The sequence below is a fragment of the Pseudomonas sp. Rh2 genome (assembly GCF_040762985.1).
GTDB classification, from domain to species: Bacteria; Pseudomonadota; Gammaproteobacteria; order Pseudomonadales; family Pseudomonadaceae; genus Aquipseudomonas; species Aquipseudomonas taiwanensis.
The window spans coordinates 1,515,383-1,538,253 of the sequence record NZ_CP142890.1 but is presented as its reverse complement, the minus strand read 5'-3'; the positions used below and the strand labels follow the sequence as shown (position 1 = coordinate 1,538,253).

Genomic DNA, 22,871 nt, shown 5'->3' with positions numbered 1-22,871 from the left:
GGCCACCTCGCTATCAGTCGAAGACCACCGTTTTGTTGCCGTGGACCAGTACACGGTCTTCCAAGTGATAGCGCAGACCACGGGCCAACACCATCTTCTCGACGTCACGGCCGAAGCGAACCATATCTTCGATGCTGTCGGCGTGGCTCACGCGGACCACGTCCTGTTCGATGATCGGGCCGGCATCGAGCTCTTCGGTCACGTAGTGGCAAGTTGCGCCGATCAGCTTCACGCCACGCAGCGCAGCCTGGTGGTAAGGCTTGGCGCCAACGAACGAGGGCAGGAAGCTGTGGTGGATGTTGATCACTTTTTCAGCGTAGTCCTGGCACAGTTGCGGCGGCAGGATCTGCATGTAGCGGGCCAGCACCACCACGTCGGCCGCATGCTCCTGAACCAGGCGCGACACTTCGGCAAAGGCCGGGGCCTTGTCCTTGGGGTCCACCGGCACATGGAAGAACGGGATCCCGTGCCACTCGACCATGCTGCGCAGGTCGTTGTGGTTGGAAATCACGCAAGGAATCTCACAGTCCAGCTCGTCGGTGTGCCAGCGGTGCAGCAGATCGGCCAGGCAATGGGATTCGCGGCTGGCCATCAACACCACGCGCTTCTTCTGCGCAGAGTCGGTGATGCGCCAGGTCATGGAGAACTCTTCGGCGATGGGCGCGAACGCCTCGCGGAAGGCTTCGATACCGAACGGCAGCGACTCGGCACGGATTTCATGGCGCATGAAGAACCAGCCACTTTGCTCGTCGGAGTGGTGGCTGGCCTCGTTGATCCAGCCGTTGTACAAGGCCAGGAAATTACTGACTTTCGCCACGATGCCTACACGGTCGGGGCAGGCGATCACCAGACGATAGGTGCGCATGAATAAGACTCCAAAACTTCGCAAAGGCGCTCATTCTAGCGGCACACCAGCAAAAACGCAGTATTGATCGTGTGCGCCCGCACCGCCAGCGCCAGCCTTATGCCACTGTCCCTGGCACTACCACCTCGGGATCGAGAGTTTTGTGAATTTTTCTTAACCGAAGAAATATGTTGTCGCAACCTAATTAACAGTTTATTGCTTATTTATATGTTTACTTGAGAGTATCGCCTGTCTATTATTGGCACACACATTTCTGAACACGCACTAAGGAACACTCCATGTCCCTGATCAACGAGTACCGCGCTACCGAAGAAGCCATCAAGGAACTTCAGGCCCGCCTGGCCAACCTGTCGCAGGATGACAAGCTGAAACAAGAACTGGAGTTCGAAGGCAAACTGCGCGCACTGATGGGTGAATACTCCAAGTCGCTGCGCGACGTGATCGCCCTGCTCGACCCAGAGTCGAAACTGAGCAAAGGCCCGCGCGCCGTGGCTAAAACCACTACCACCAAGCGTGCACGCAAAGTCAAGCAATACAAAAACCCGCACAACGGTGAAGTGATCGAAACCAAAGGCGGTAACCACAAGACCCTGAAAGAATGGAAAGCCAAGTGGGGTGGTGATGTGGTTGAAGGCTGGGCGACTCTGCTGGACTGATAGTCCGCACTGTTTCCTCGCTTTTGCAAACACGAACGCCGGCTTAATGCCGGCGTTTTTGTTGGCTCATTCACGGGTGCAATTCGAACCGTGCCTGTAATTGCCCGGCATGGGCCTGCCAGGCGTCCAGCACCTTGCGCCCCGCTTCATCGGCATCGGCCCAAGCCCCCTGCCGGGCCTGCTCGAAGCCCGCCAGCGTGTTCGGGGCGCCGTGCAAAGGGTCGCTCAAACGCTGCTGGCAGAACGCGAACCAGCGCTGACGCTCCTGGGGGTTCAAGGTCTCGGGGAAGTTTCGCGCACGATACCGGAACAGCAACTCAGGCATTCGTGGGTCATCGAACATCCAGTGGCCATGCCCTAATTGCGCTGGTTCCAGGGTACGCACTTGTTCACATAGACGACGGTCACGCTCTCCCAGGAAACCGTCATACAACTGCTGTTCAGGGTCTTCGCTGGGGGTGAAATCTTCCGTGCCATAGATGTGTTCAAGCTTGTCTTGCCAAACCGACTGTTGCGTGGCCAAGGCCTCACCGCGCGATTGCAACAATGCCATGTCCAGCCCAAGGCGTTGTTGATCTGCAGGGCGCAATACCGATAGCGGAGCCACTACCGGGCAGCGGTTGATTTGCACCAACTTCAGCGGTACCGGTAGTTGCCCCTCAGATAAATGTTCATGCCGAGTGTACAAGCGCGCTCGCAGGACTTCGGCACTTTCCCTTAATAACGGTAGGGTTTCCTGATGCAGGTCGCACACAATCAGTGCATTGCGATTGCGCGGGTGCCAGGCCAGTGGCAACACCACGCCCAGATAATGACGCGCGGCCGAGAAACGTCCTGATATGTGCACCAGCGGCTGCAACAAGCGAATCTGTTCCAGCACTTTGTGCTTACTGCGAAGGTTGAACAACCAGTCATACAACTTAGGTTGTTTCTGGCGAATCAGACGGGCCAACCCAATGGTCGCCCGCACGTCGGAAAGTGCTTCATGGGCATGCCCATGGACAATGCCATTGGCCTGGCTGAGCAACTCCAGGCGCAAGCTGGTACGGCCCTCCTGCTGGGGCCAGACGATGCCCTCAGGGCGTAGCGCGTAAGCCGTGCGCACGACGTCGATCAGGTCCCAACGACTGTTACCGCCCTGCCACTCACGGGCATAGGGGTCGAAGAAGTTGCGATACAGGCTGTAACGCGTGACCTCGTCATCGAAACGCAAGGTGTTGTAGCCCGCGCCACAGGTTCCCGGGCGCGCAAGCTGCTCGTGAACCCGGGTCATGAATTCGGCTTCGCATAGGCCCTGGGTCGCCAACTGTTCGGGCGTGATACCGGTTACCAGGCACGCGGCCGGGTGCGGCAGGATGTCGTCGGAGGGGCGGCAATAGAGGTTGATAGGCGCTTCGATCTCATTCAGATCGAGGTCGGTACGCACACCGGCAACCTGCAGCGGTCGGTCGCAGCGTGGGTTGATGCCGGTGGTTTCGTAGTCGTGCCAGAAAATGCTGGAGCTCACGGGGTCGTCCTGTATCGAGGTCGTCCCGATTCTAGCGGACCGAGCTTCAGGCGGAAGCGTTGGCAGGGTTAAAACTGAAATAGTCTCGCAATGAACGGACGAAATCGTCGTACTCGCGGGGGGCTTGCAAGAGCATGAAACCAGAATCGTAGTGGCCGGGGGTCTGGTCCTCACGGCACCACAGGCAGCTGGCTGTCACGTTGATGAACTGCAAGCCGCCACCGGCCAGTGGCAGGCGCAGCTGCAACTCGAAATCCGGGCCGACCAGCACCGGCAGCTGGCTGATCAACATCAAGCCATCTTCCGAGGCATTACCCAGAAAGCCGATCTGCTGCTCGGTGAAGCGGTTGTAGACCTTGAGCACACAAGGCAGCTGATGGCGTTCGATATGGCGTTGGTTGTACATGATGGCTATTGCAGTCCGTACCCGATGCCAGGAATGCAAGAGACTGGCGAGTGGTTGTTACATCCAATTAACAGGTTAGCTCAACACTCGCGGCAAATCCCGTGAATTAGTTGACACGTTGGTGTTAACGCCAAGGAGTGGTGTTGACCGGGTTCGCCACTGCCGTGTCTCCCACCCGATAATGACCGGTCTTCTCCAGCGTTTGCAGGCGTGCCTTAGCGCGATAGGCGTACTCGTTGCCTGGATACTGCTGGATCAGGTACTCGTAGGTCTGCGCCGCATCGACGAACAGCTTCTGGCGCTCCAGGCACTGGCCGCGCAGCAGGGACACTTCGGGATGGATGAACGGCCGGGCACGGCTGGTTCGGTCAACCTGCGACAGTTCGAGCATGACCCGCTGGCAATCGCCACGGTCATAGGCACGGTAGGCATTGTTCAAATGATGGTCCATGGACCAGCGGGTGCAACCGACGGTGCTGGCCGCCAGGGCTAAAACGATCAGGGCTCGCATGGGGAATCTCCTTTGATGCCAGATTATCGGCCTTTGCACGCAAATCTTCACACCCTTTTGCAAGGATACCCCGCCCGTTCAAATGCCACCCTGCCTTGGTTGCAGGTAGTGCAACGGAACAATGACTACAGCGAGATTCAGGAGTAGCCTTTCGCTGCGCTTCACTATAGGAGTCTGTGCATGACCATCCGCCGTACCAAAATCGTCGCCACCCTTGGCCCCGCCAGCAATTCGCCGGAAGTGATCGAACAGCTGATCCTCGCCGGCCTGGACGTGGCACGCCTGAACTTCTCCCACGGCACCCCGGACGAGCACAAGGCGCGCGCCCGCCTGATCCGTGACATCGCCGCCAAGAACGGCCGCCATGTCGCACTGCTGGGCGACCTGCAGGGTCCGAAGATCCGCATCGCCAAATTCAGCAACAAGCGCATCGAACTGAAAGTCGGTGACAAATTCACTTTCTCCACCGCCCACCCGCTGACCGAAGGCAACCAGGACATCGTCGGTATCGATTACCCCGATCTGGTCAAGGACTGCGGCGTCGGTGACGAACTGCTGCTCGACGACGGTCGCGTGGTGATGCGGGTCGAAACCGCCACTGCAGACGCCCTGCACTGCGTGGTGATCGTCGGTGGCCCGCTGTCGGACCACAAAGGCATCAATCGCAAAGGTGGCGGCCTTACCGCTCCAGCCCTGACCGAAAAAGACAAGGCAGACATCAAGCTGGCCGCGGAAATGGACCTGGACTACCTGGCCGTGTCCTTCCCACGCGACGCCAAAGATATGGAATACGCCCGCAAGCTACGTGACGAAGCGGGTGGCAGCGCCTGGCTGGTGGCCAAGATCGAGCGCGCCGAGGCAGTGGCCGACGATGAAACCCTCGACGGCCTGATCGCCGCTTCCGACGCGGTGATGGTTGCCCGTGGCGACCTGGGCGTGGAAATCGGCGACGCCGAGCTGATCGCCATCCAGAAGAAGATCATCCAGCACGCCCGCCGCAACAACAAGGCGGTGATCGTGGCGACCCAGATGATGGAGTCGATGATCCAGAACCCGATGCCGACCCGTGCCGAAGTGTCGGACGTGGCCAACGCCGTGCTGGACAACACCGACGCGGTGATGCTGTCGGCCGAAAGCGCCGCCGGTGCCTACCCGATCGAAGCGGTTCAGGCCATGGCCCGCATCTGCCTGGGCGCCGAGAAGCACCCGACCAGCCAGAAGTCCAGCCACCGCCTGCACACCACGTTCGAGCGCTGCGACGAGAGCATCGCCCTGGCGGCCATGTACACCGCCAACCACTTCCCAGGCGTCAAGGCGATCATCGCGCTGACCGAAAGTGGCTACACCCCGCTGATCATGTCGCGTCTGCGTTCGCACGTGCCGATCTTCGCCCTGTCGCCACACCGCGCTACCCAGGCTCGCGCCTCGATGTTCCGCGGCGTCTACCCGATCGCCTTCGACCCGGCGGCATTGCCAGCCGACAAGGTCAGCCAGGCGGCCGTCGACGAGCTGCTCAAGCGCGGCCTGGTAGAGCAAGGTGACTGGGTGATCCTGACCAAGGGCGACAGCTACCACACCATCGGTGGCACCAACGGCATGAAGATCCTGCACGTTGGTGATCCGCTGGTCGGCTGATAGCCCCGGCCCAATCGCCGGCAGGCCGGCTCCTACAGGATTGCAGGAGCCGGCTTGACTGGCGATCAGTCGCAACTGCCTCATGCATGCTCGACGAACACGTCGGCAAACACCTGATTCCTCGGCACGCCGGCTATGAACAACCGCCGCGCGAACCGCTCGACGCTCCCCGGCGCCCCGCACACCAGCGCGACGGTCTGCCGCGATGACGGCCGCAACCCTGCCAGCGCCTCCTCCATATGCTCCGCCAGCACCAGCTCGGCCTGAACACCCTCCATTTCCCGCAACGGACCCGCCAAGTAGTGCCCAAGGTCATCGCGCGTGACATGCACCACCCTGATTTCCCCTTGGTGCCCCTGCCGTAACGCCTCGCGCAAAATGCCCCACAATGGCGCCAGCCCCGTACCCGCTGCCAGCAACCAGAGCGGTCGCGCTTGCCAATCTGGGTCGTAATGCAACGCTCCGCCTCGAATCTCCCCCACGCGCAGCACGTCACCGACCTGCAGCACGCGCGCCTTGTCGCAAAAGGCGCCTGGCCGTTGGCAGTCGATATGAAACTCAAGAAAGTCATCTTCGCCGGGCAGGCTTGCCACGGAGTAAGGCCGCGCCAGCGAGCCGTTCCACAGCACCACATGCTGCCCGGCCTGGTAACGCAACGTCCGCTCCGGCCGCAGACGAAGACGCAGCACTTCGCCAAACCAGTCCACCGCGCAGACCTGCGCGGCGATGCCATCGTGCAGCGGATCGAATACCGCCACGCGCAAATCCTCGACCACGCGGCACTGACAGGCCAGGCGCCAACCCTGGGCGTGCTTTTCCAGCGCCAATGCCTCGGGCAAGGCATCCACCGGCTGCCCATCCAGGCAATGCACCAGGCAGGCATGGCAACTGCCTGCCCGGCAACTGAAAGGCACGTTGAACCCTGCCTCGTTGAGGGCATCGAGCAAGTTACTGCCGGTCGGCACCGCCCAGCGGTGCTCGCCCACGCAAAGTTCGGGCATGGTGGGTGTTTCTCCAAAAGTCACGCTTGCACTGTAAGTCAAGGGCGCAACGGCAGCAAAAAAGATGCCCAAGCGCTGCCGACCATGGTCCAGACCAGTCGCAGGTGTTTCATCGCCACAGGCGCGCTATACTGCCGCGCCTTTTTCCGTCGGCCTGACCAGCCGGCGCCTTGCAAGGCGCTTCGACACGCTGGTCGGCACCGTCGAGCGTCTTTTTGAATGTTCCCGTCTTTAAGAGGAGCGCGCTGCATGACCGTGATCAAGCAAGACGACCTGATTCAGAGCGTCGCCGACGCCCTGCAATTCATCTCGTACTACCACCCCGTCGATTTCATCCAGGCGATGCACGAGGCCTACCTGCGTGAAGAGTCGCCTGCTGCGCGCGACTCCATCGCCCAGATCCTGATCAACTCGCGCATGTGCGCCACCGGCCACCGCCCGATCTGCCAGGACACCGGTATCGTCACCGTGTTCATCCGCGTGGGCATGGACGTGCGCTGGGACGGCGCCACCATGAGCGTCGACGACATGATCAACGAAGGTGTGCGTCGCGCCTACAACCTGCCTGAGAACGTCCTGCGCGCCTCGATCCTGGCCGACCCGGCCGGTGCCCGCAAGAACACCAAGGACAACACCCCGGCTGTCATCCACTACTCGATCGTCCCTGGCGACAAGGTCGAAGTCGATGTCGCGGCCAAGGGCGGCGGCTCCGAGAACAAGTCGAAGATGGCCATGCTCAACCCGTCCGACTCGATCGTCGACTGGGTCCTGAAGACCGTCCCGACCATGGGCGCAGGCTGGTGCCCGCCTGGCATGCTCGGCATCGGCATCGGCGGCACCGCCGAGAAAGCCGCGGTCATGGCCAAGGAAGTGTTGATGGAGTCCATCGACATTCATGAACTGAAAGCACGCGGCCCACAGAACCGCCTCGAAGAGATCCGCCTGGAGCTGTTCGAGAAGGTCAACCAACTGGGCATCGGCGCCCAGGGCCTGGGCGGCCTGACCACCGTGCTCGACGTCAAGATCATGGATTACCCGACCCACGCCGCCTCCTTGCCGGTGTGCATGATCCCGAACTGCGCCGCCACCCGTCACGCGCACTTCGTGCTCGATGGCTCCGGCCCGGCCGAGCTGGAAGCGCCATCGCTGGACGCCTACCCAGAAATCGTCTGGGAAGCCGGCCCGAGCGCCCGTCGCGTCAACCTCGACGACATCACGCCGGAAGAAGTCGCCAGCTGGAAACCGGGCGAGACCATCCTGCTCAACGGCAAGATGCTGACCGGCCGCGACGCTGCGCACAAGCGCATGGTCGAGATGCTCAACCGTGGTGAAGAGCTGCCGGTCGACCTCAAAGGCCGCTTCATCTACTACGTCGGCCCGGTCGACCCGGTCGGTGACGAAGTGGTAGGCCCAGCCGGCCCGACCACCGCCACCCGCATGGACAAGTTCACCCGCCAGATCCTCGAGCAGACCGGCCTTTTGGGCATGATCGGTAAATCCGAGCGCGGCCCTGCTGCCATCGAAGCGATCAAGGACAACAAAGCCGTCTACCTGATGGCCGTCGGCGGCGCCGCCTACCTGGTGGCCCAGGCGATTCGCAAGTCGAAGGTTCTGGCCTTCGCCGAGCTGGGCATGGAAGCGATCTACGAGTTCGAGGTCAAGGACATGCCAGTGACCGTCGCCGTGGACAGCCAAGGCGAATCGGTCCACATCACTGGCCCAGCCCTGTGGCAGAGCAAAATCGCCGAAAGCCTGGCGGTTGAAGTGAAGTAAGGCTGTAGTAACCGGCGCCGGCCCCTACAAAACCTGTAGGTGCCGGCTTGCCGACAATGGGTCCGTACGAGCCTAGCCGACCCTCTCGAACTGCTCCGGCCAGTCCCTACGGGTAAACACCTGCCCTTCTCGCCTCACCCGTCGCACGGTCTCCAGGTCCACCTCGCACACCAACCACTGGCTGCTCGCCGGATTCAGTTGCTCGCTCTGGGCAATCACACCATCGCTGGGCATCCCGAAATCGGGTGGCACGAACAGCCCTGCCCGCCCAATGTTTTCGTCCAAGGCCGGTGACCAAGGCGCCAGGCCCACCGTAGGGCTTTGCAAAACGGCGATCTGGTTCTCCAGGGCTCGCGCCTGAGCGCCGATGCGTACCCGATGAAAACCCGCTTCGGTATCGGTGCAGCTAGGTGCCAGAATCAGGTCGGCCCCTTGCTCCGCCAAACGCCTGGCCAATATCGGAAACTCATTGTCATAACAGATCAGAATGCCCAGTCGCCCCCAAGGGGTGTCGAATACCTGCAACCCCTGCCCCGCTGCGATGTTCCATTGCTCACGTTCGAAACGGGTCATCATCAGCTTGTCCTGATAACCCATCATCCCCTGCGGGCCGAACAACCAGGCGCGGTTGCGGTACTGCCCATCACTGTCGAGCACCGGCAAGCTGCCGGGCTGCAGGTAAACGCCCCATTGCCGAGCGATGCCTTCACACAACGCCAGCCAACGCTCCACCAGGGGCTGGATGCCAGCGATGGACGCTCTCAGGTCGCCACGCTGCTCCGTCGGTAACTGCCCGCTCAGTACCAGCCCTGCGTATTCCGGCAACAGCAGCAATTGAGCGCCCTCGGCCACCGCTGCCGCACACAGCCTCTGTAAGTGCCCGGCATAGGCTTCCCAGGTTTCATGCAACTCGATGGCGTACTGGCAAGCCGCCAGGCGAATCATATCGGCAGTTCCTTGACCCAGAACGACATCAGCTTGGCAGATTCCTCCTGCTCATCCAGGTCGCGCCAGGCATAGGTGGTCCGCAGCGAGGGGTCATGCAGGAACCCGCGGTTTCGCCAAAAGCCGTGCAGGGGCTTGTAGTCGGCGGGCCTGCGCGGGTGCGCGCCTGGGCGCTCGACCGCACAGAATGCACAGTGATCGAACTCAGCCAGTTTGTGCGCGTAGGACTCACGTTCAATGAAGAATCGCACACCCAGGCCTCGCCCCCGATAAGCCGGAAGCACCACGGACTCGCCAAAATAATAGACGCTGGCAGGGTCGCGCCCCTGGGCCAGGAACGGCTGCTGGAACTGCGTGGCCACATCGACCAACGGCAGGCCGGTCGAGGCACCGACCACCTTGCCGTCATCGAGCGCCAGCACGACCAGGCTACGTCCGGAACGCGCGTAGGTGTCGAGGTAATCGGCTTCGTATTCCATGTCGCCGTCGTAGAGGTAGGGAAACTCGCGGAACACTGTAAGGCGTAGGCGAGCGAGGTCATCGATGTAAGGCGCGCTGGCGGCGCCGTGCAACAGGCGGATTTCCATGCTTGGCGGTCGTTTTGTCGATGTGGATGACGTGCTCGGCTAAGCCGGGCTTGAGGGGAAACCCTATCATCGGGCCAACGTCGATCCCTTTCCCGTACACGACAGGAACATTGCCATGACCGCTACCGAACTCGTCAACGCCTACTACGCCGCCTTCAATGCCGGCGACATGCCGGCCTTTCTCGCCTTGCTCAGCGAAGATGTGATCCACGACATCAACCAGGGCGAGCGGCAGATGGGCAAGGCGGCCTTTGCCGCGTTCATGGACAAGATGAACCGTTGCTACCGCGAGCGCCTGGCCGATATCGTGGTAATGCAGAACGCCGACGGCAGCCGGGCTGCAGCGGAGTTCACCGTGCATGGGGCGTATCTGGCCGATGACGAGGGCTTGCCGCCGGCCAATGGACAGACCTATGTGCTGCCGGCCGGGGCGTTCTTCTATATTCATTGCGGCAAGATCGCCCGAGTGACCAACTACTACAACCTCAATGACTGGGTTGAGCAGGTGGCCTGAAGCGAATCGCGCTATCACCGGCAAGCCGGCTCCTCCACCGATTCTGCAGGAGCCGGCTTGCTGGCGATCGTGCCCCGGTCAGGCGATACGCGTGCCCAGTACCTTCAGAAATGCCGCCAGCCACGCCGGATGCGCCGGCCAGGCAGGCGCAGTCACCAGGTTGCCCTCCACATGCGCCTGGTCCACTGCAATATCGATGAATTTACCACCCGCCAGTCGCACCTCGGGTGCGCACGCCGGATAGGCACTGCACTCGCGCCCCTCGAGCACCCCGGCCGCCGCCAGCAACTGCGCGCCATGACACACAGCTGCAATGGGTTTACCTGCGTCATCGAATGCCTTGACCAGCGCCAGTACCTTTTCATTCAGGCGCAGATACTCCGGTGCGCGCCCTCCTGGAATCAGCAGCGCATCATAGCGCTCAGCGCGGACCTGCACGAAGTCGTAGTTCAGCGCAAAGTTGTGCCCAGGCTTTTCGCTGTAGGTCTGCTCGCCCTCGAAATCGTGAATCGCCGTGCGCACGGTCTGCCCGGCGACCTTTTCCGGGCACACCGCATGCACGGTATGACCGACCATGCGCAGGGCCTGGAATGGCACCATCGCTTCGTAATCTTCGACGTAGTCGCCCACCAGCATGAGAATCTTCTTCGCCGTCATCGCATCCACTCCTTCCGTTGTAGGGGAACAGTCACTGCACGATAGACGGGTTATGCGCCTCTGGATATGCGCCGCCAGTCTCAATCGCGGCGGTCGAGGAAGTTCACCACCAGTCGATCGAGCCAACCCCACACCCGCTGCTTCACCCGCCGCCAGAGTGGCCTGGCATTCCAATGGTCGAGGTCGACGACTTCGCTCAGGGCAAAATCACGCTCGAAGCTTGCCGCCACAGCGGCCGTGAGCGAGGGATCCAGGGCTTCGACGTTGGCTTCGAGATTGAAGCGCAAGTTCCAATGGTCGAAGTTGCACGAGCCAATGCTGACCCAGTCATCCACCAACGCCATTTTCAGGTGCAGGAAGCAAGGCTGGTATTCATAGATCCGTACACCGGCGCGCAGCAGACGGGGGTAATACCGATGCCCGGCATAACGCACCGAGGGGTGATCCGTGCGTGGTCCGGTCAGCAGAAGGCGGACATCGACCCCTTTGCCGGCCGCCCGTCGCAACGACCGGCGCACACTCCAGGTCGGCAGGAAGTATGGCGTCGCCAGCCATATGCGCTTCTGCCCGCTGTTCAGCGCGCGTACCAGCGAGTGCAGGATATCCTGATGCTGACGGGCGTCCGCGTATGCCACCCTGCCCATGCCTTGCCCTTGCACCGGAACCTTGGGCAGGCGCGGCAGGCCAAAGCCCTCGGCAGGACGCCAGGCCGTGCGCCGGTTGTTGGCCTGCCATTGGCGATCGAAAAGCATTTGCCAGTCGGACACCACAGCCCCGCTCATCTGCACCATGACCTCATGCCATTCGCTGGTTTCGTGGCCCGGTGTCCAGAACTCGTCGGTGACGCCCGTACCGCCGACCGCTGCCCAGCTTTCGTCCACCAACAGCAACTTACGGTGATCGCGGTAGAGGTTTCGCAGCCCCCGACGCCAGCGCAGGCGGTTGTACCAGCGCAGGTACACCCCGGCGTCCAGCAAGCGTTGGCGCAAAACGGACGTAAAGGCGAGCGAGCCGTAGTCATCGAACAGGCAGCGTACCCGCACGCCGCGCCCGGCGGCCTGCTCCAGCGCCTCGACCACCGCCTCGGCACAGGCGCCCGCTTCGACCAGGTACAACTCCAGATCGACTTGGAGCTCGGCCCGCGCAATGGCCTGCAGCATGCGCGGAAAGAACTCAGGGCCGTCGATCAGCAGCTCGAACTGATTGCCATCCCTCCAAGGGAATACCGGCCCCGGCATGTCAGCGGGCGTTGAAGATCAGCACCGCATTAACCGGCACCGTAGGGTTGATGGACTTGAGCTTGGCGAACTTGCGCAGACGCTGCAGGCCAGGCAGCAGACCATAGTCCTCGGCGCGCAGAATCAGGGGTTCGAGCGTTACTACCTGAAACCGCCGCTCATCCAGCCGAGTGGCCAACAGCAAGGCGTTGTAGCTGTGGGAGCGACCGTGCAGGGTAACGGTGAGCGGCAAGCGCAGTTCAATTTGCGCTCCGTTGGCCAGGTCGTTGATGGGCCGCAGGTCGATCTGCGCTTTGACCGTCGCTTCGGCGAATTGGTCGACGTCGAACAAGTCTTCACGCATGCGCTCGTCACGCAACGGAATACCGCTGCTCACCGAATCCATCTCGATACGCAGTGCCGCTGCACCTTTGCGGTCGACTGTGCCATGCAAGACCAGAAAGCGATGGATCTCGGCCGTGTCGCCGTTCTTGCCAGTGACGAACGAGAGGCGCGAAGACTCGCCATCGAGGTGCCAGTTGGCGTGGGCGGGCAGGCACATGGCCAGGAGCAATGCGGGTAGAAGACGGGGCAGCTTGAACATGACAGATCTCGTGAAACTTGACCGCCAACCTTACCCGCCCGCTTTCAAGGCAGCAAGCGGCAGCCCTCGCGCTCGCCCTGCCAGAGCGCCTGGTTGCGCTGGCCCAGGCCTTCGGCGGTGACCAGGCGTTGCATGGGGTCCTCTTGTAGCAGGCTCAACGGCAGGTATTGCTTCACGTAACCGCGGCAATAGGCCCGGTCGAAGCCCATGACGAACCGGCAAGAGCAATACTCCTTGGCAGAATACGCTGACAGTATCGCGGGAAAATCCGCCAGCGCCTGACGCTCCTGCCACGCCCAGGCCAGCAGTATCACCAACACCAGCAACAGCACGGGTTTCATCCCCCCTCCTTGACCACGGCCGCCAACACTCGCTTGAGCAACTCGTTGTGGCTGTAGCGGCCGTCACGGTCATCGGCGTAGCGGACGACCACCAGTTTCTGCGCCGGCAGCACATACAGTGCCTGGCCCCAGTGGCCAAGCGCGGCATAGGCCTGTGGCGGTACATCCGGCCACGGCGGGGCATGGCCGGGCAGTGGCTGGTTGAGCCACCAATGGCCGCCTGGGTTGGCTTCGCCGGGTACGGCCTGGGCCTCGTCGAACAGCGTACGGTTGAAGCTGACCCACTGCGCAGGCAGCAGTTGCCGCTCACGCCAGCGGCCTTCGCGCAGCATCAGCAGGCCGATACGCGCGAGGTCCCGGGCGCTGAGGTACAGATAGGAAGAGCCGACGTAGGTGCCTGCGCCATCACGCTCCCAGACTGCGCTTTCGATGCCCAGAGGAGTGAACAACGCCTGCCAGGGATAGTCGGCGTACGTCTCCGGCTCGACCATACCGTGCAGGGCTGCCGCCAGCACATTGCTGTCGCCGCTGGAGTAGAAAAAGCGCTGGCCTGGCCGCTCGCTGGCGCCACGCGAGGCGGTATAGGCGGCCATGTCGTTACGCCCACGGGTATACAGCATGGCCACCACGGAAGACTTCAACGGCGCGTATTCATAGTCTTCCTGCCAGTCCAGCCCGCTGGCCCAGTGCAGCAGATCGGCCAGGCGCACGTCCGGGTGTGCCTGCATGGGCGGGTAGAAGCGGGCCACCGGGTCCTGAAGTTGAAAACGTCCTTCGCCGTGGGCCACCCCCAGCAGCGTGGCCAGCACGCTTTTGCTGACCGACCAGGTCAGGTGCGCCGTGCTGGCCGTGGTGGGGGCTGCGTAACGCTCGTGGATGATGCGCCCATCGTGGATGATCAACAGCGCATCGGTGCGCACGCCGCTGCGCTCGGTGGGGCTGCGTTCGGCGAAGGCGTAAGTGTCGACGGAGTGCCAGTCGACAGGGGTGTTTTCGAGCCGCCAATCCGGCTCGGGCCACTCCTCGGCCCAGGCTGTGGCTAACGTCATACCGGACACGAGCAGCAATTGCCTGAGAAGGGTCATGGGATTCAACGATCAGTGCGGTCCTGGGGGCTACGGCCCTGCGTCGCGAAAGGGCCGCAAAGCGGCCCCAAGGCTCGTCAGATCTCCGAAGCCTGCCTGACGTTCATGACAATCCCGCTGTCTCCCAGGCTTTGGCCAGGCGTTTATCCCGCGCCGCAGCTGCCAGCGCCAGGACGCCCTGATCCCGTTGCCACAATTGCGCCCAATGCGCCGGCCCAGCTTTCAGGGCCTTGTCGATATCCCCCCGCAATGCCTGGAACTGGGCGAACAGTCCGCCCAGCAGCAGATGACAACCCACGCTGTCGGCACATTGACGACTGCCCTCGGCGCAACCCGCCAGCACCCCCAGGAGCCGCAAGCGCAATTCCTGCGGCCAAGCGCATTCCTGACCGACGCCATACAGCCATGCCGTCAGCGCCGCGAGCACATAAAGGTCTTCCAGCGAACGGAACGGCTTGACGTAGGCATCCCAGCCATCCCCCGCCAACAACTCGCAGGCAGCCTGCTGCAATACCAAACGGCCATGGCCGACCTCCGGCATCAGCGGCAAGGTTGGTAACGCTTCCAGCGTCACGCCCGGCTCGCCTGGATACACCACCGCCAGTTGCAACCTCGGCGCCTCACCTGGCGCTTCGCTGCGCGCAGCCACCAGCAGCCACTCGGCATCGAGCCCGGCGGTGACGAAGTCCTTGCTACCACTCAGGCGCAGCCCGTCCAGCCGTGTATGCATGTCCGCCGGCCGCACGCTACGCCGTTCGGTCGCGCACAAGGCGCCAAGGCTGGCAGGCGCGCTGGGCCAGAGCACGCGCAGCGCCGCCTGGTAACCGATCAGAAATGCCAGGCCCGGCGTGGCCATGGCACGCCCCCCGAGCACGGCCAGCTCGAACGGAGCAGCCGCACCCAGGCGCTCCAGCTGTGCGGTGTATACCTCGCCCAGGGTGCCCGCCAGCGGCTGGCGATAGGGGTCGTTGAGTCGTTGCAACCAGGGCATCACAGGCTCCTCCGAGGGGTTGTCACGCAAGCATCACTAAAGATTCACGGGGGTGACACCGCACCTACCTAGGCTGACTTTGCACAACAAAGCCGACCGGCCGCAACCCTTCATGGCTGGCTTATGGAGACTCGTATGACTCGGATCGCTCGCTCTGGCGACAATAGCACTGAACGCCGTCTGCAAGCCGAACGCCTGGTCGGCGCCACGGCCCTGCAGGAAGCCCAGGCCTTGCGCTACAAAGTGTTCAGCGCAGAATTCAAGGCCAAGCTCAAAGGTGCCGAACAGGGTCTGGACATGGACGACTACGACGTGCACTGCCGTCATATCGGCGTGCGCGACCTGAGCACCGGCGAACTGGTAGCCACCACACGCCTGCTCGATCACCAGGCTGCCAGTAGCCTGGGTCGTTTCTACAGCGAAGAAGAATTCAGCCTGCACGGTCTGCTGCAATTGCAAGGGCCGCTCCTGGAATTGGGGCGCACCTGCGTCGACCCCGCCTACCGCAATGGCGGCACCATCGCCGTGCTCTGGGGCGAACTGGCCGAAGTGCTCAACGAAGGCCGCTACAGCTACCTGATGGGCTGCGCCAGCATTCCGATGCAGGACGGCGGCGTCCAGGCCCACGCCATCATGCAGCGCCTGCGCGAACGCTACCTGTGCACCGAACACCTGCGTGCCGAACCGAAGAACCCCCTGCCGAGCCTGCCGCTGCCGAACAACGTCATTGCCCAGCTGCCGCCCCTGCTCAAGGCCTACATGCGCCTGGGGGCGAAAATCTGCGGCGAGCCATGCTGGGACGAAGACTTCCAGGTTGCCGACGTGTTCATCCTGCTCAAGCGGGACGACCTCTGCCCCCGGTACGCCCGCCACTTCAAGGCGGCAGTCTGATGCCGAAAGTGCGGGTACTGGCCCGCCTGACACGACTGATGCTGGTATTGCTGCTAGGCGTGCTGATGGCCAGCGTCATCGCCCTCGGCGAACGCCTGGGGTTGAAGACGTCCTCCGAACGCCGCCAGCGCTGGACTTGCCTGTTCATGAAACGGCTGGTCGCCGCCTTGCCCTTCGAGATCCGGGTATTCGGCGAGCTGCCGCCAAAACCGATGCTGTGGGTCAGCAACCACGTGTCCTGGACCGATATTCCACTGCTGGGCATGCTGATGCCGTTGTCGTTTCTGTCCAAAGCCGAAGTGCGCCATTGGCCGCTGGCCGGCTGGCTGGCAGAGAAGGCCGGCACGCTGTTCATTCGCCGTGGCGGTGGCGACGCCCAGCGCCTGCGCGAGCAGATCAGCGAGCGGTTGGGCCAGGCGCAGCCGCTGCTGATCTTCCCGGAAGGCACTACCACCGATGGCCGGCAACTGCGCACCTTCCACGGCCGCTTGCTGGCGGGCGCCATCGATCGCGGCATACCGGTGCAACCGGTGGCCATCCAGTACCTGCGTGAAGGCGAAACCGACCTCTTTGCACCGTTCATTGGCGAGGACGACCTCGTATCGCATTTGATGCGATTGTTTGGTCAGCCGCCAGGCGAGGTGCACATCCACTTGCTGGCGCCTATCTGCAGCGTGGAAAAAGAGCGAGCGGCCCTGGCATTTCAGGCGCAGCAGGCGATCCACCTGACGCTGTTCGGGGTCAGGGAGGACGAGGTGGTAACCCGTCGGCAGCCTCGGGCGGCCTGAAGCTTTCGCGGGGGATCCCTGGTTCAAACACGCCCCGCTGCGGCGAATGCCTGCAACTGCGGATAGAACGCACGAAAATCCGCCAGCAATGGCTCGTACAACCGCTCCAGCTCGTCCATGACACCGGCCATTCCCTCAGGGCGCGACAACCGCCGGCCAATACCCCTGAATACCTGCTCCAGGGTCGCGAAATCGCCATAGGCCCCAAGCCAGTCATCCGCAGCCATGAACGGCGCGATATGCGCCAGTCGCCCTGGCAGCTCGGGCTCGGCCAGCAGCACGCGATAGAAGTCCTGCGTGAACGCCGCCAGTGGTTGATCGGCGTAGTCGCCCCAATGACGTGCCAGGCAATGGTCGAAGAACACGTCCAGGATGATCCCGGCATAACGCCGCCGCTCCTGGGGAAAACGCGCCAACGCGGCCAACACCAGGGGATGGCGGTCGGTGTAGCTGTCAATGTGACGGTGCAGCCGAATGGCAGCCTCAAGGGCTGGCGGGAAGCGCCCTTCCAAGGCGCCTTTGACGAAGTCGCCGTAGAGACTGCCCAGCAGTTGCTGTGGCGCCGGCCCCCCCAAGTGCAGATGCGCGAGATAGTTCATGGACGCAGTCTAGCACCGTCCCCGGGCATATCGTTATAACGCGATATAGCGATTCGTGCTCAGCTCAGAACGACTTCATATTTGTATATCGCGAACTAACGATCTACATTTCGCTTCATCGCGATATACCGCTACACCACGAGCCTAACCATGCCTCTCGATCTCGACGAAATCATCAAAGCCTTGGCCCATCCGGTCCGGCGAGAAATCCTCACCTGGCTGAAGGACCCGGCAGCGCAATTCCCTGACCAGTACCACAGCACCGAGCACGGCGTCTGTGCCGGGCAGATCGACCAACGCTGCGGCCTGTCGCAGTCGACGGTCTCCGCCCACCTGGCCACCTTGCAACGCGCCGGCCTCATCAGCAGCCAGAAGATCGGCCAGTGGCATTTTTTCAAACGTAACGAGGACACCATCAAGGCGTTCCTCGCGCAGATGAGCCAAGAGCTCTGACAAGGACCACGACATGACCACCCTTTTCGATCCGATCACCCTGGGCGACCTGCAATTGCCCAACCGCATCATCATGGCCCCTCTCACCCGCTGCCGAGCCGACGAAGGCCGCGTGCCCAATGCACTGATGGCCGAGTACTACGTGCAGCGTGCTAGCGCCGGGCTGATCCTGAGCGAGGCGACTTCAGTGACGCCCATGGGCGTCGGCTACCCCGACACCCCCGGCATCTGGTCCGACGACCAGGTACGCGGCTGGAACAACGTGACCAAGGCAGTGCACGCCGCAGGCGGTCGCATGTTCCTGCAGTTGTGGCACGTTGGCCGTATCTCGCACCCCAGCTACCTCAATGGTGAATTGCCGGTAGCACCGAGCGCGATCAAGCCCAAGGGCCACGTGAGCCTGGTGCGGCCCCTTGCCGACTACCCTACCCCGCGTGCCCTGGAGACCGAAGAGATTGCCGACATCGTCGAGGCTTATCGAGTAGGTGCGGAAAATGCCAAGGCCGCCGGTTTCGACGGCGTCGAGATTCACGGCGCCAACGGCTACCTGCTTGACCAGTTCTTGCAGAGCAGCACCAACCAGCGCACCGACCGTTATGGTGGCTCGCTGGAAAACCGTGCGCGTCTGCTGCTGGAAGTGACCGATGCGGCAATCGAAGTATGGGGCCCTGGCCGCGTCGGCGTTCACCTGGCGCCACGTGCCGACTCCCATGACATGGGCGACGACAATCGTGCCGAAACGTTCACCTATGTCGCCCGTGAACTGGGCAAGCGCGGCATTGCGTTCATCTGCTCGCGCGAGAAGGAAGCCGATGACAGCATCGGCCCGCTGATCAAGGAAGCGTTCGCAGGCCCTTACATCGTCAACGAACGTTTCGACAAGACCAGCGCGAACGCGGCACTGGCCAGTGGCAGGGCGGATGCAGTGGCCTTTGGTGTGCCATTCATCGCCAACCCTGACTTGCCTGCACGCCTGGCTGCGGATGCGCCGCTGAACCAGGCGCACCCTGAAACCTTCTACGCCAAGGGGCCGGTCGGCTACATCGACTATCCGCGGATGTAATCGCAGCCCTGGTCGCCGGCAACCCGGCGATCAGGGGTGCAACGGTTCTCAGGGCCGCGCGTTGATCTGCTGTTGCAGGTTCTGGATCTGACTTTGCAGGGTATTGATGCTACGAGTGGTCTGCCCACGAAACGCATCGAACTCCTGGACCGAAGCCCCACCAGAGGCCGCTGCCGGTCGGTTGTCCGCCTGGCTCTTCAATACCAGCACATCTTGCTCCAGGCTCTCGATCGCGGCGTTGGGGTTGCCCTGCTTTTTCAGCGCTGCCACTTCTTCGCTCAGGTTCTTCAGCTGGCCATCGAGCTTGCCACCGTCCACCTGCCCCGACTTCAGTGCCGCCAGTTCAGCGTTCACTGCCTTCAACTGCGCCTGCAGCTGGCTTTGCAGCTCGGTGACCGCCTTCTGCTGTTCGCGGGTGTCAGCCAGCACTTGCTCCAGACGCTTGCCCAAGTCTCCCGCCTGCCCGGCCACACCCTGTTGCTGCTTGCCCTGCTCGGCCAGACTGGCCTGCAACTGACGAATCTGCAGCTTCAAAGCCTCGCTCCCGGTGTTGGCAGTGGACTCCGTGGCCGCCACTTTGCCGCTGATCGCCTGCAGTCGCCCAGCAGCTTCCTCGCTGATGCGGGCGAAGCTTTCCTGGGTAGCTACCAGTTGCTGCTCCATCAGCGTGATCTGCTGGAAGCTCCACCAACCGAGGCCTGCCAGCGCGATGACCGAAGCCCCGAGCAAGGCCCACAGCGGGCCGGTGCTGGCCGGGCGAGCAGCCTTGTGCCGGCTGCGCGCCACGTGCGCGGGCAGCAGTTCGTCATCATCAGGGGTGCCGGCCCGCAGGGTCGGCCCGTCATCGAAGTCGTCGTGGGAATCGTTACGCATGGGTGCATTCAACCGCAGTAGTAGCAAAGAGGCATGATTATAAACCGCTCGCGCGGCGCACTGATGACCATCATCGGCACGCCAGGTTCACTGGCCAGCCGGCAAGTGCTTCCACCACGCACAGAATTCATCCAGCGCCGTCCACAGGCTCACCTTGGGCTGGTAGTCCAAGTAGTGCCGCGCGCGGCTGATATCCAGGGTGAAATCGCGGCTCATCACCTGCATCCCCAGGCGTGACAACGTTGGCTGCGGTCGACCGGGCCAGAGCAGGCAGGCCGCCTCGTTGATGGCCGCGAGACTGTAGGCCAGCCCATAGGAGCGGTAGCGGGTGACTTGCGGCAACTGCATCTGGCGCATCACATAGTTGACCACGTCCCACAACGGCAGCGGGTGCCCGTTACTGATGTTGTAGGCCTGGCCAAGGGCACGGTCTTCGGCGAACAGGGCACTGAGCAGCGCCTCGTTGAGGTTGTGCACACTGGTGAAGTCGACCTTGTTCAGGCCATTGCCAATGATGGCTACCCGGCCCTTGCGCTGCATGTTCATCAAGCGCGGGAAAATGCTGGCATCCCCTGCGCCCGTGACGAACCGTGGGCGCAGGGCCAACACTTCCAGGCCGAACTCCTGGGCGCCGAAGACCTTCTGTTCGGCCAGGTACTTGGTCTGCGCGTAGTGGTCGTGGAAACGCCGGGGTATCTGGTCTTCACGAACGTCCAGACGCGAGCGGCCATTGAAGTAGATCGACGGCGACGACAAGTGCACCAGGCGCCGCACATGCTCTTTCAGGCAGCCCTCTACGACGTTCTCGGTGACCACCACATTGCCTTGGTGGAAATCCTGGTAACGCCCCCAGTTGCCCACAGCTCCGGCGCAGTGCACCACCGCCTCGACCCCTTGGCACAGACGACGCGCCAGCTCGGCATCGCCCAGGTCGCCCGGGATGAACTGCGCACCGCGCTTGACCAGATGCTCGACACCTTCGGCACGCCGACCGCTGACCCGCACGTCCAGGCCTTGCTCCAGGGCGAAACGCGCAAAGCGTCCGCCGATGAAGCCACTCGCGCCGGTGACCAGAATTCGCATGTAAGACCCCGTCTTGCCAGATTTCAGATGCAACTGACGCCAGCCGCGACTACAAGGGCACCAGCCATTGCCGTGCGCTGTGCCGCAAGTGATCGGTCAGTTGCGCGAGCAGGTGCCCGCCATTGCGCCAATGATGCCAGTACAACGGGACATCGATAGGAGTATCTACGCAGATTTCCACCAACTGACCGTTGGCCAGTTGCTCGCGGGCCTGCAATTCGGGAACCAGTCCCCAGCCCAGGCCGGCTTCGGTCATGCGCAGAAAACCCTCAGACGATGGGCAAAGGTGGTGCAGGAAGCCGTCCTGTATGCCGAGTGATGCCAGGTAGCGGTGCTGGAGGAAATCGTCCGGCCCGTAGACGATGGCCGGGGAGCGCACCAGCCGCTTGGCATCGAAACCCTTGGGGAAATAACGCGCCATGAATGCCGGACTGGCCAGCGCCCGGTAGCGCATCGCCCCCAGCGCCAGGCTGCGCGCACCGGCCACCGGCCGTTCGCTGCCGCACAGGCAGGCCGCCACTTCACCGGCGCGCATGCGTTTGAGGCCAACCTCCTGGTCTTCCACCACCAGGTCGGTCAGCACTTGTTGCTCGGCACAGAACGCCCCCACCGCGCGCGCCCACCAGGTCGCCAGGCTGTCGGCGTTAAGCGCGATGCGCAAGCGCTCGGGCAAGCCCTCCTCGTCCAGCGCCGGTACCTGGCGCTGCAAGTCGCGCTCAAGCAGACGCACCTGCTGCACATGGTTGAGCAACTGCCGACCGACCTCGGTCGGACTCGGTGGTGCAGCCCGCACCAGCACCGGTTGGCCGACTCGCGCCTCAAGCAACTTGATGCGTTGCGATATCGCCGATTGCGACAACCCCAGCGCCTGTGCCGCCCGTTCGAAGCCGCCTTGCTCGATCACGGCGGCGAGCGCAGAGAGCAATTTGTAGTCGAACATCAATTTCCCTAATGACGGATCAGCGTTATTTGTTTTTCTTATACAGCGCTGTTCCCCACAATGGCCAGCAACTTCTTTCAGTCATCAGCACCCACGGCTTCGTGGGTGTCAGTGGAGTGTTCCCGCCATGTGGCAAAGCTATTTGAACGGTATGTTGGTGGCCTTCGGCCTGATCATGGCCATCGGCGCGCAGAATGCGTTCGTCCTGGCCCAGAGCCTGCGCCGGGAGCATCACCTGCCGGTGGCGGCGCTGTGCATCGTGTGCGATGCGATCCTGGTCGCCGCCGGTGTGTTCGGCCTGGCCACGGTGCTGGCGCACAATCCGACGCTGCTGGCGATTGCCCGCTGGGGTGGCGCGCTGTTCCTGATCTGGTATGGCGCCAAGGCGCTGCGCAGCGCCTGCTCGAAGCAGAGCCTGCAACATCAGGAAGGCCAGGGTATGCGCTCGCGCCGAGCGGTGTTGCTCAGTGCCTTGGCGGTAACGCTGCTCAACCCACACGTGTACCTTGACACCGTACTGCTGATCGGTTCGCTCGGTGCCCAGCAAACTGTGCCAGGCGCCTACGTGGCCGGCGCGGCCAGTGCTTCACTGGTGTGGTTCTCGACCCTGGCCCTGGGCGCGGCCTGGCTGGCCCCCTGGCTGGCACGCCCAACAACCTGGCGCCTGCTAGACCTGATGGTAGCGGTGATGATGTTCGCGGTGGCGGCGCAGTTGATCTTCAACTGAGCCCAGCGCCTGCAGGACCTGGCGTGCCAGTGATGAGGCCGGTGCTGGCAACCGCTCTGGAACCTCTATTCCCTATCTTTGTCGCGTGGTTATGCGCGGGGGCTGGTGCTATGATCCTGCCCTCGCGTCGCAAAGAGTACATACTCGCTGACGCCTACC

26 protein-coding genes are annotated in these 22,871 nt (G+C 62.6%); 9 read left to right on the top strand and 17 right to left on the bottom strand.

Translation table 11 applies throughout. From position 1 onward, the window contains the following. Nucleotides 1-13: 13 nt before the first annotated feature. Entirely contained in the window at nt 14-865 is an 852-nt protein-coding gene (gene purU / locus VXM67_RS06960) for a formyltetrahydrofolate deformylase (protein WP_023378897.1), read from the bottom strand. A gap of 278 nt (nt 866-1,143) precedes the next feature. Between purU and mvaT the strand changes: the two genes are divergently transcribed. Continuing rightward, on the top strand, nt 1,144-1,521 hold the full coding sequence (gene mvaT / locus VXM67_RS06955; protein WP_023378896.1) for a histone-like nucleoid-structuring protein MvaT: 378 nt from the start codon (nt 1,144-1,146) through the stop codon (nt 1,519-1,521). A gap of 70 nt (nt 1,522-1,591) precedes the next feature. Here mvaT and sbcB read toward each other — a convergent pair whose 3' ends face one another. The 3 genes from sbcB to VXM67_RS06940 form a co-directional block, all read right to left on the bottom strand. Beyond that, on the bottom strand, nt 1,592-3,028 hold the full coding sequence (gene sbcB / locus VXM67_RS06950) for an exodeoxyribonuclease I (protein WP_023378895.1): 1,437 nt from the start codon (nt 3,026-3,028) through the stop codon (nt 1,592-1,594). 46 nt (nt 3,029-3,074) lie between these two features. Further along, nucleotides 3,075-3,434, bottom strand: coding sequence for a PilZ domain-containing protein (locus VXM67_RS06945; protein ID WP_027908098.1), 360 nt, complete (start codon nt 3,432-3,434; stop codon nt 3,075-3,077). Between the two features lie 124 nt (nt 3,435-3,558). Then, a complete protein-coding gene (locus VXM67_RS06940; RefSeq protein WP_023378893.1) occupies nt 3,559-3,945 on the bottom strand; it encodes a hypothetical protein in 387 nt (128 codons plus the stop codon). Between the two features lie 180 nt (nt 3,946-4,125). On the opposite strand from VXM67_RS06940, the gene pyk reads away from it, so the two are divergent. Then, entirely contained in the window at nt 4,126-5,580 is a 1,455-nt protein-coding gene (gene pyk, locus VXM67_RS06935; RefSeq protein WP_023378892.1) for a pyruvate kinase, read from the top strand. Between the two features lie 80 nt (nt 5,581-5,660). Here pyk and VXM67_RS06930 read toward each other — a convergent pair whose 3' ends face one another. Further along, the gene (locus VXM67_RS06930) at nt 5,661-6,581 is read right to left on the bottom strand and encodes an iron-sulfur-binding ferredoxin reductase (protein WP_104882125.1); all 921 of its coding nucleotides are present in this window, start codon (nt 6,579-6,581) and stop codon (nt 5,661-5,663) included. Nucleotides 6,582-6,830: 249 nt separating this feature from the next. Between VXM67_RS06930 and VXM67_RS06925 the strand changes: the two genes are divergently transcribed. After that, entirely contained in the window at nt 6,831-8,354 is a 1,524-nt protein-coding gene (locus tag VXM67_RS06925; RefSeq protein ID WP_023378890.1) for a fumarate hydratase, read from the top strand. Between the two features lie 72 nt (nt 8,355-8,426). Here the strand turns inward: VXM67_RS06925 and VXM67_RS06920 are convergent, their stop codons facing one another. Together VXM67_RS06920 and VXM67_RS06915 are read right to left on the bottom strand one after the other, a co-directional pair. Then, on the bottom strand, nt 8,427-9,299 hold the full coding sequence (locus tag VXM67_RS06920; RefSeq protein WP_277686870.1) for a carbon-nitrogen hydrolase family protein: 873 nt from the start codon (nt 9,297-9,299) through the stop codon (nt 8,427-8,429). After that, a complete protein-coding gene (locus VXM67_RS06915; RefSeq protein WP_023378888.1) occupies nt 9,296-9,886 on the bottom strand; it encodes a GNAT family N-acetyltransferase in 591 nt (196 codons plus the stop codon). Before VXM67_RS06915 ends, VXM67_RS06920 begins: the two co-directional genes overlap by 4 nt. Nucleotides 9,887-10,001: 115 nt before the next feature. Between VXM67_RS06915 and VXM67_RS06910 the strand changes: the two genes are divergently transcribed. Further along, nucleotides 10,002-10,400, top strand: a complete 399-nt coding sequence (locus VXM67_RS06910; RefSeq protein ID WP_023378887.1) for a nuclear transport factor 2 family protein — start codon at nt 10,002-10,004, stop codon at nt 10,398-10,400. A gap of 78 nt (nt 10,401-10,478) precedes the next feature. Here the strand turns inward: VXM67_RS06910 and VXM67_RS06905 are convergent, their stop codons facing one another. The 6 genes from VXM67_RS06905 to VXM67_RS06880 form a co-directional block, all read right to left on the bottom strand. Continuing rightward, nucleotides 10,479-11,057 (bottom strand): DJ-1/PfpI family protein, encoded by a 579-nt coding sequence (locus tag VXM67_RS06905; protein ID WP_023378886.1) that lies wholly within the window; start codon nt 11,055-11,057, stop codon nt 10,479-10,481. Between the two features lie 80 nt (nt 11,058-11,137). Beyond that, nucleotides 11,138-12,295: a phosphatidylserine/phosphatidylglycerophosphate/cardiolipin synthase family protein gene (locus tag VXM67_RS06900; RefSeq protein ID WP_027908096.1), complete on the bottom strand. Its 1,158-nt coding sequence runs from the start codon at nt 12,293-12,295 to the stop codon at nt 11,138-11,140. A 1-nt stretch (nt 12,296) separates the two neighbouring features. After that, nucleotides 12,297-12,878, bottom strand: coding sequence for a YceI family protein (locus VXM67_RS06895; protein ID WP_023378884.1), 582 nt, complete (start codon nt 12,876-12,878; stop codon nt 12,297-12,299). Nucleotides 12,879-12,922: 44 nt separating this feature from the next. Further along, complete coding sequence (locus VXM67_RS06890; protein ID WP_023378883.1) at nt 12,923-13,219, bottom strand: hypothetical protein; 297 nt, start codon at nt 13,217-13,219, stop codon at nt 12,923-12,925. Next, nucleotides 13,216-14,304, bottom strand: coding sequence for a serine hydrolase (locus tag VXM67_RS06885; RefSeq protein ID WP_023378882.1), 1,089 nt, complete (start codon nt 14,302-14,304; stop codon nt 13,216-13,218). The genes VXM67_RS06890 and VXM67_RS06885 overlap by 4 nt, the downstream gene beginning before the upstream one ends. A 103-nt stretch (nt 14,305-14,407) precedes the next feature. Next, nucleotides 14,408-15,295 (bottom strand): hypothetical protein, encoded by an 888-nt coding sequence (locus tag VXM67_RS06880; RefSeq protein ID WP_023378881.1) that lies wholly within the window; start codon nt 15,293-15,295, stop codon nt 14,408-14,410. Between the two features lie 135 nt (nt 15,296-15,430). Here VXM67_RS06880 and olsB point away from each other — a divergent pair, with 135 nt between their 5' ends. Next, nucleotides 15,431-16,186 (top strand): L-ornithine N(alpha)-acyltransferase, encoded by a 756-nt coding sequence (gene olsB, locus VXM67_RS06875; RefSeq protein ID WP_023378880.1) that lies wholly within the window; start codon nt 15,431-15,433, stop codon nt 16,184-16,186. After that, nucleotides 16,186-16,974 carry a lysophospholipid acyltransferase family protein gene (locus tag VXM67_RS06870; RefSeq protein ID WP_367237573.1) on the top strand — a complete coding sequence of 263 codons (789 nt, stop codon included), beginning with the start codon at nt 16,186-16,188 and terminating at the stop codon, nt 16,972-16,974. The genes olsB and VXM67_RS06870 overlap by 1 nt, the downstream gene beginning before the upstream one ends. A 23-nt stretch (nt 16,975-16,997) precedes the next feature. Here the strand turns inward: VXM67_RS06870 and VXM67_RS06865 are convergent, their stop codons facing one another. Next, nucleotides 16,998-17,573 carry an ACP phosphodiesterase gene (locus VXM67_RS06865; RefSeq protein WP_023378878.1) on the bottom strand — a complete coding sequence of 192 codons (576 nt, stop codon included), beginning with the start codon at nt 17,571-17,573 and terminating at the stop codon, nt 16,998-17,000. Nucleotides 17,574-17,723: 150 nt separating this feature from the next. On the opposite strand from VXM67_RS06865, the gene VXM67_RS06860 reads away from it, so the two are divergent. Continuing rightward, entirely contained in the window at nt 17,724-18,026 is a 303-nt protein-coding gene (locus VXM67_RS06860; RefSeq protein ID WP_023378877.1) for a helix-turn-helix transcriptional regulator, read from the top strand. A gap of 13 nt (nt 18,027-18,039) precedes the next feature. Continuing rightward, a complete protein-coding gene (locus VXM67_RS06855; RefSeq protein ID WP_027908094.1) occupies nt 18,040-19,089 on the top strand; it encodes an alkene reductase in 1,050 nt (349 codons plus the stop codon). 48 nt (nt 19,090-19,137) lie between these two features. Here the strand turns inward: VXM67_RS06855 and VXM67_RS06850 are convergent, their stop codons facing one another. The 3 genes from VXM67_RS06850 to VXM67_RS06840 all read right to left on the bottom strand — a co-directional run bounded on the left by VXM67_RS06850 (nt 19,138) and on the right by VXM67_RS06840 (nt 21,985). Continuing rightward, nucleotides 19,138-19,962 carry an ATPase gene (locus VXM67_RS06850; RefSeq protein WP_104882916.1) on the bottom strand — a complete coding sequence of 275 codons (825 nt, stop codon included), beginning with the start codon at nt 19,960-19,962 and terminating at the stop codon, nt 19,138-19,140. A gap of 87 nt (nt 19,963-20,049) precedes the next feature. Continuing rightward, nucleotides 20,050-21,045, bottom strand: a complete 996-nt coding sequence (locus VXM67_RS06845) for an NAD(P)-dependent oxidoreductase (RefSeq protein ID WP_023378874.1) — start codon at nt 21,043-21,045, stop codon at nt 20,050-20,052. A gap of 49 nt (nt 21,046-21,094) precedes the next feature. Next, complete coding sequence (locus VXM67_RS06840) at nt 21,095-21,985, bottom strand: LysR family transcriptional regulator ArgP (RefSeq protein ID WP_367237572.1); 891 nt, start codon at nt 21,983-21,985, stop codon at nt 21,095-21,097. Between the two features lie 127 nt (nt 21,986-22,112). On the opposite strand from VXM67_RS06840, the gene VXM67_RS06835 reads away from it, so the two are divergent. Next, nucleotides 22,113-22,712 (top strand): LysE/ArgO family amino acid transporter, encoded by a 600-nt coding sequence (locus VXM67_RS06835; protein ID WP_367237571.1) that lies wholly within the window; start codon nt 22,113-22,115, stop codon nt 22,710-22,712. The last annotated feature ends 159 nt before the right edge of the window (nt 22,713-22,871 follow it).

Coding starts and splice junctions, on each gene's coding strand:
- VXM67_RS06835 (WP_367237571.1), top strand. CDS start 22,113: ATGTGGCAAAGCTATTTGAACGGTATGTTGGTGGCCTTCGGCCTGATC.
- VXM67_RS06905 (WP_023378886.1), bottom strand. CDS start 11,057: ATGACGGCGAAGAAGATTCTCATGCTGGTGGGCGACTACGTCGAAGAT.
- purU (WP_023378897.1), bottom strand. CDS start 865: ATGCGCACCTATCGTCTGGTGATCGCCTGCCCCGACCGTGTAGGCATC.
- VXM67_RS06915 (WP_023378888.1), bottom strand. CDS start 9,886: ATGGAAATCCGCCTGTTGCACGGCGCCGCCAGCGCGCCTTACATCGAT.
- VXM67_RS06885 (WP_023378882.1), bottom strand. CDS start 14,304: ATGACCCTTCTCAGGCAATTGCTGCTCGTGTCCGGTATGACGTTAGCC.
- VXM67_RS06930 (WP_104882125.1), bottom strand. CDS start 6,581: ATGCCCGAACTTTGCGTGGGCGAGCACCGCTGGGCGGTGCCGACCGGC.
- VXM67_RS06895 (WP_023378884.1), bottom strand. CDS start 12,878: ATGTTCAAGCTGCCCCGTCTTCTACCCGCATTGCTCCTGGCCATGTGC.
- VXM67_RS06855 (WP_027908094.1), top strand. CDS start 18,040: ATGACCACCCTTTTCGATCCGATCACCCTGGGCGACCTGCAATTGCCC.
- VXM67_RS06945 (WP_027908098.1), bottom strand. CDS start 3,434: ATGTACAACCAACGCCATATCGAACGCCATCAGCTGCCTTGTGTGCTC.
- VXM67_RS06890 (WP_023378883.1), bottom strand. CDS start 13,219: ATGAAACCCGTGCTGTTGCTGGTGTTGGTGATACTGCTGGCCTGGGCG.
- VXM67_RS06845 (WP_023378874.1), bottom strand. CDS start 21,045: ATGCGAATTCTGGTCACCGGCGCGAGTGGCTTCATCGGCGGACGCTTT.
- VXM67_RS06840 (WP_367237572.1), bottom strand. CDS start 21,985: ATGTTCGACTACAAATTGCTCTCTGCGCTCGCCGCCGTGATCGAGCAA.
- VXM67_RS06860 (WP_023378877.1), top strand. CDS start 17,724: ATGCCTCTCGATCTCGACGAAATCATCAAAGCCTTGGCCCATCCGGTC.
- VXM67_RS06940 (WP_023378893.1), bottom strand. CDS start 3,945: ATGCGAGCCCTGATCGTTTTAGCCCTGGCGGCCAGCACCGTCGGTTGC.
- VXM67_RS06910 (WP_023378887.1), top strand. CDS start 10,002: ATGACCGCTACCGAACTCGTCAACGCCTACTACGCCGCCTTCAATGCC.
- VXM67_RS06880 (WP_023378881.1), bottom strand. CDS start 15,295: ATGCCCTGGTTGCAACGACTCAACGACCCCTATCGCCAGCCGCTGGCG.
- pyk (WP_023378892.1), top strand. CDS start 4,126: ATGACCATCCGCCGTACCAAAATCGTCGCCACCCTTGGCCCCGCCAGC.
- olsB (WP_023378880.1), top strand. CDS start 15,431: ATGACTCGGATCGCTCGCTCTGGCGACAATAGCACTGAACGCCGTCTG.
- VXM67_RS06920 (WP_277686870.1), bottom strand. CDS start 9,299: ATGATTCGCCTGGCGGCTTGCCAGTACGCCATCGAGTTGCATGAAACC.
- mvaT (WP_023378896.1), top strand. CDS start 1,144: ATGTCCCTGATCAACGAGTACCGCGCTACCGAAGAAGCCATCAAGGAA.
- VXM67_RS06865 (WP_023378878.1), bottom strand. CDS start 17,573: ATGAACTATCTCGCGCATCTGCACTTGGGGGGGCCGGCGCCACAGCAA.
- VXM67_RS06850 (WP_104882916.1), bottom strand. CDS start 19,962: ATGCGTAACGATTCCCACGACGACTTCGATGACGGGCCGACCCTGCGG.
- VXM67_RS06900 (WP_027908096.1), bottom strand. CDS start 12,295: ATGCCGGGGCCGGTATTCCCTTGGAGGGATGGCAATCAGTTCGAGCTG.
- VXM67_RS06870 (WP_367237573.1), top strand. CDS start 16,186: ATGCCGAAAGTGCGGGTACTGGCCCGCCTGACACGACTGATGCTGGTA.
- VXM67_RS06925 (WP_023378890.1), top strand. CDS start 6,831: ATGACCGTGATCAAGCAAGACGACCTGATTCAGAGCGTCGCCGACGCC.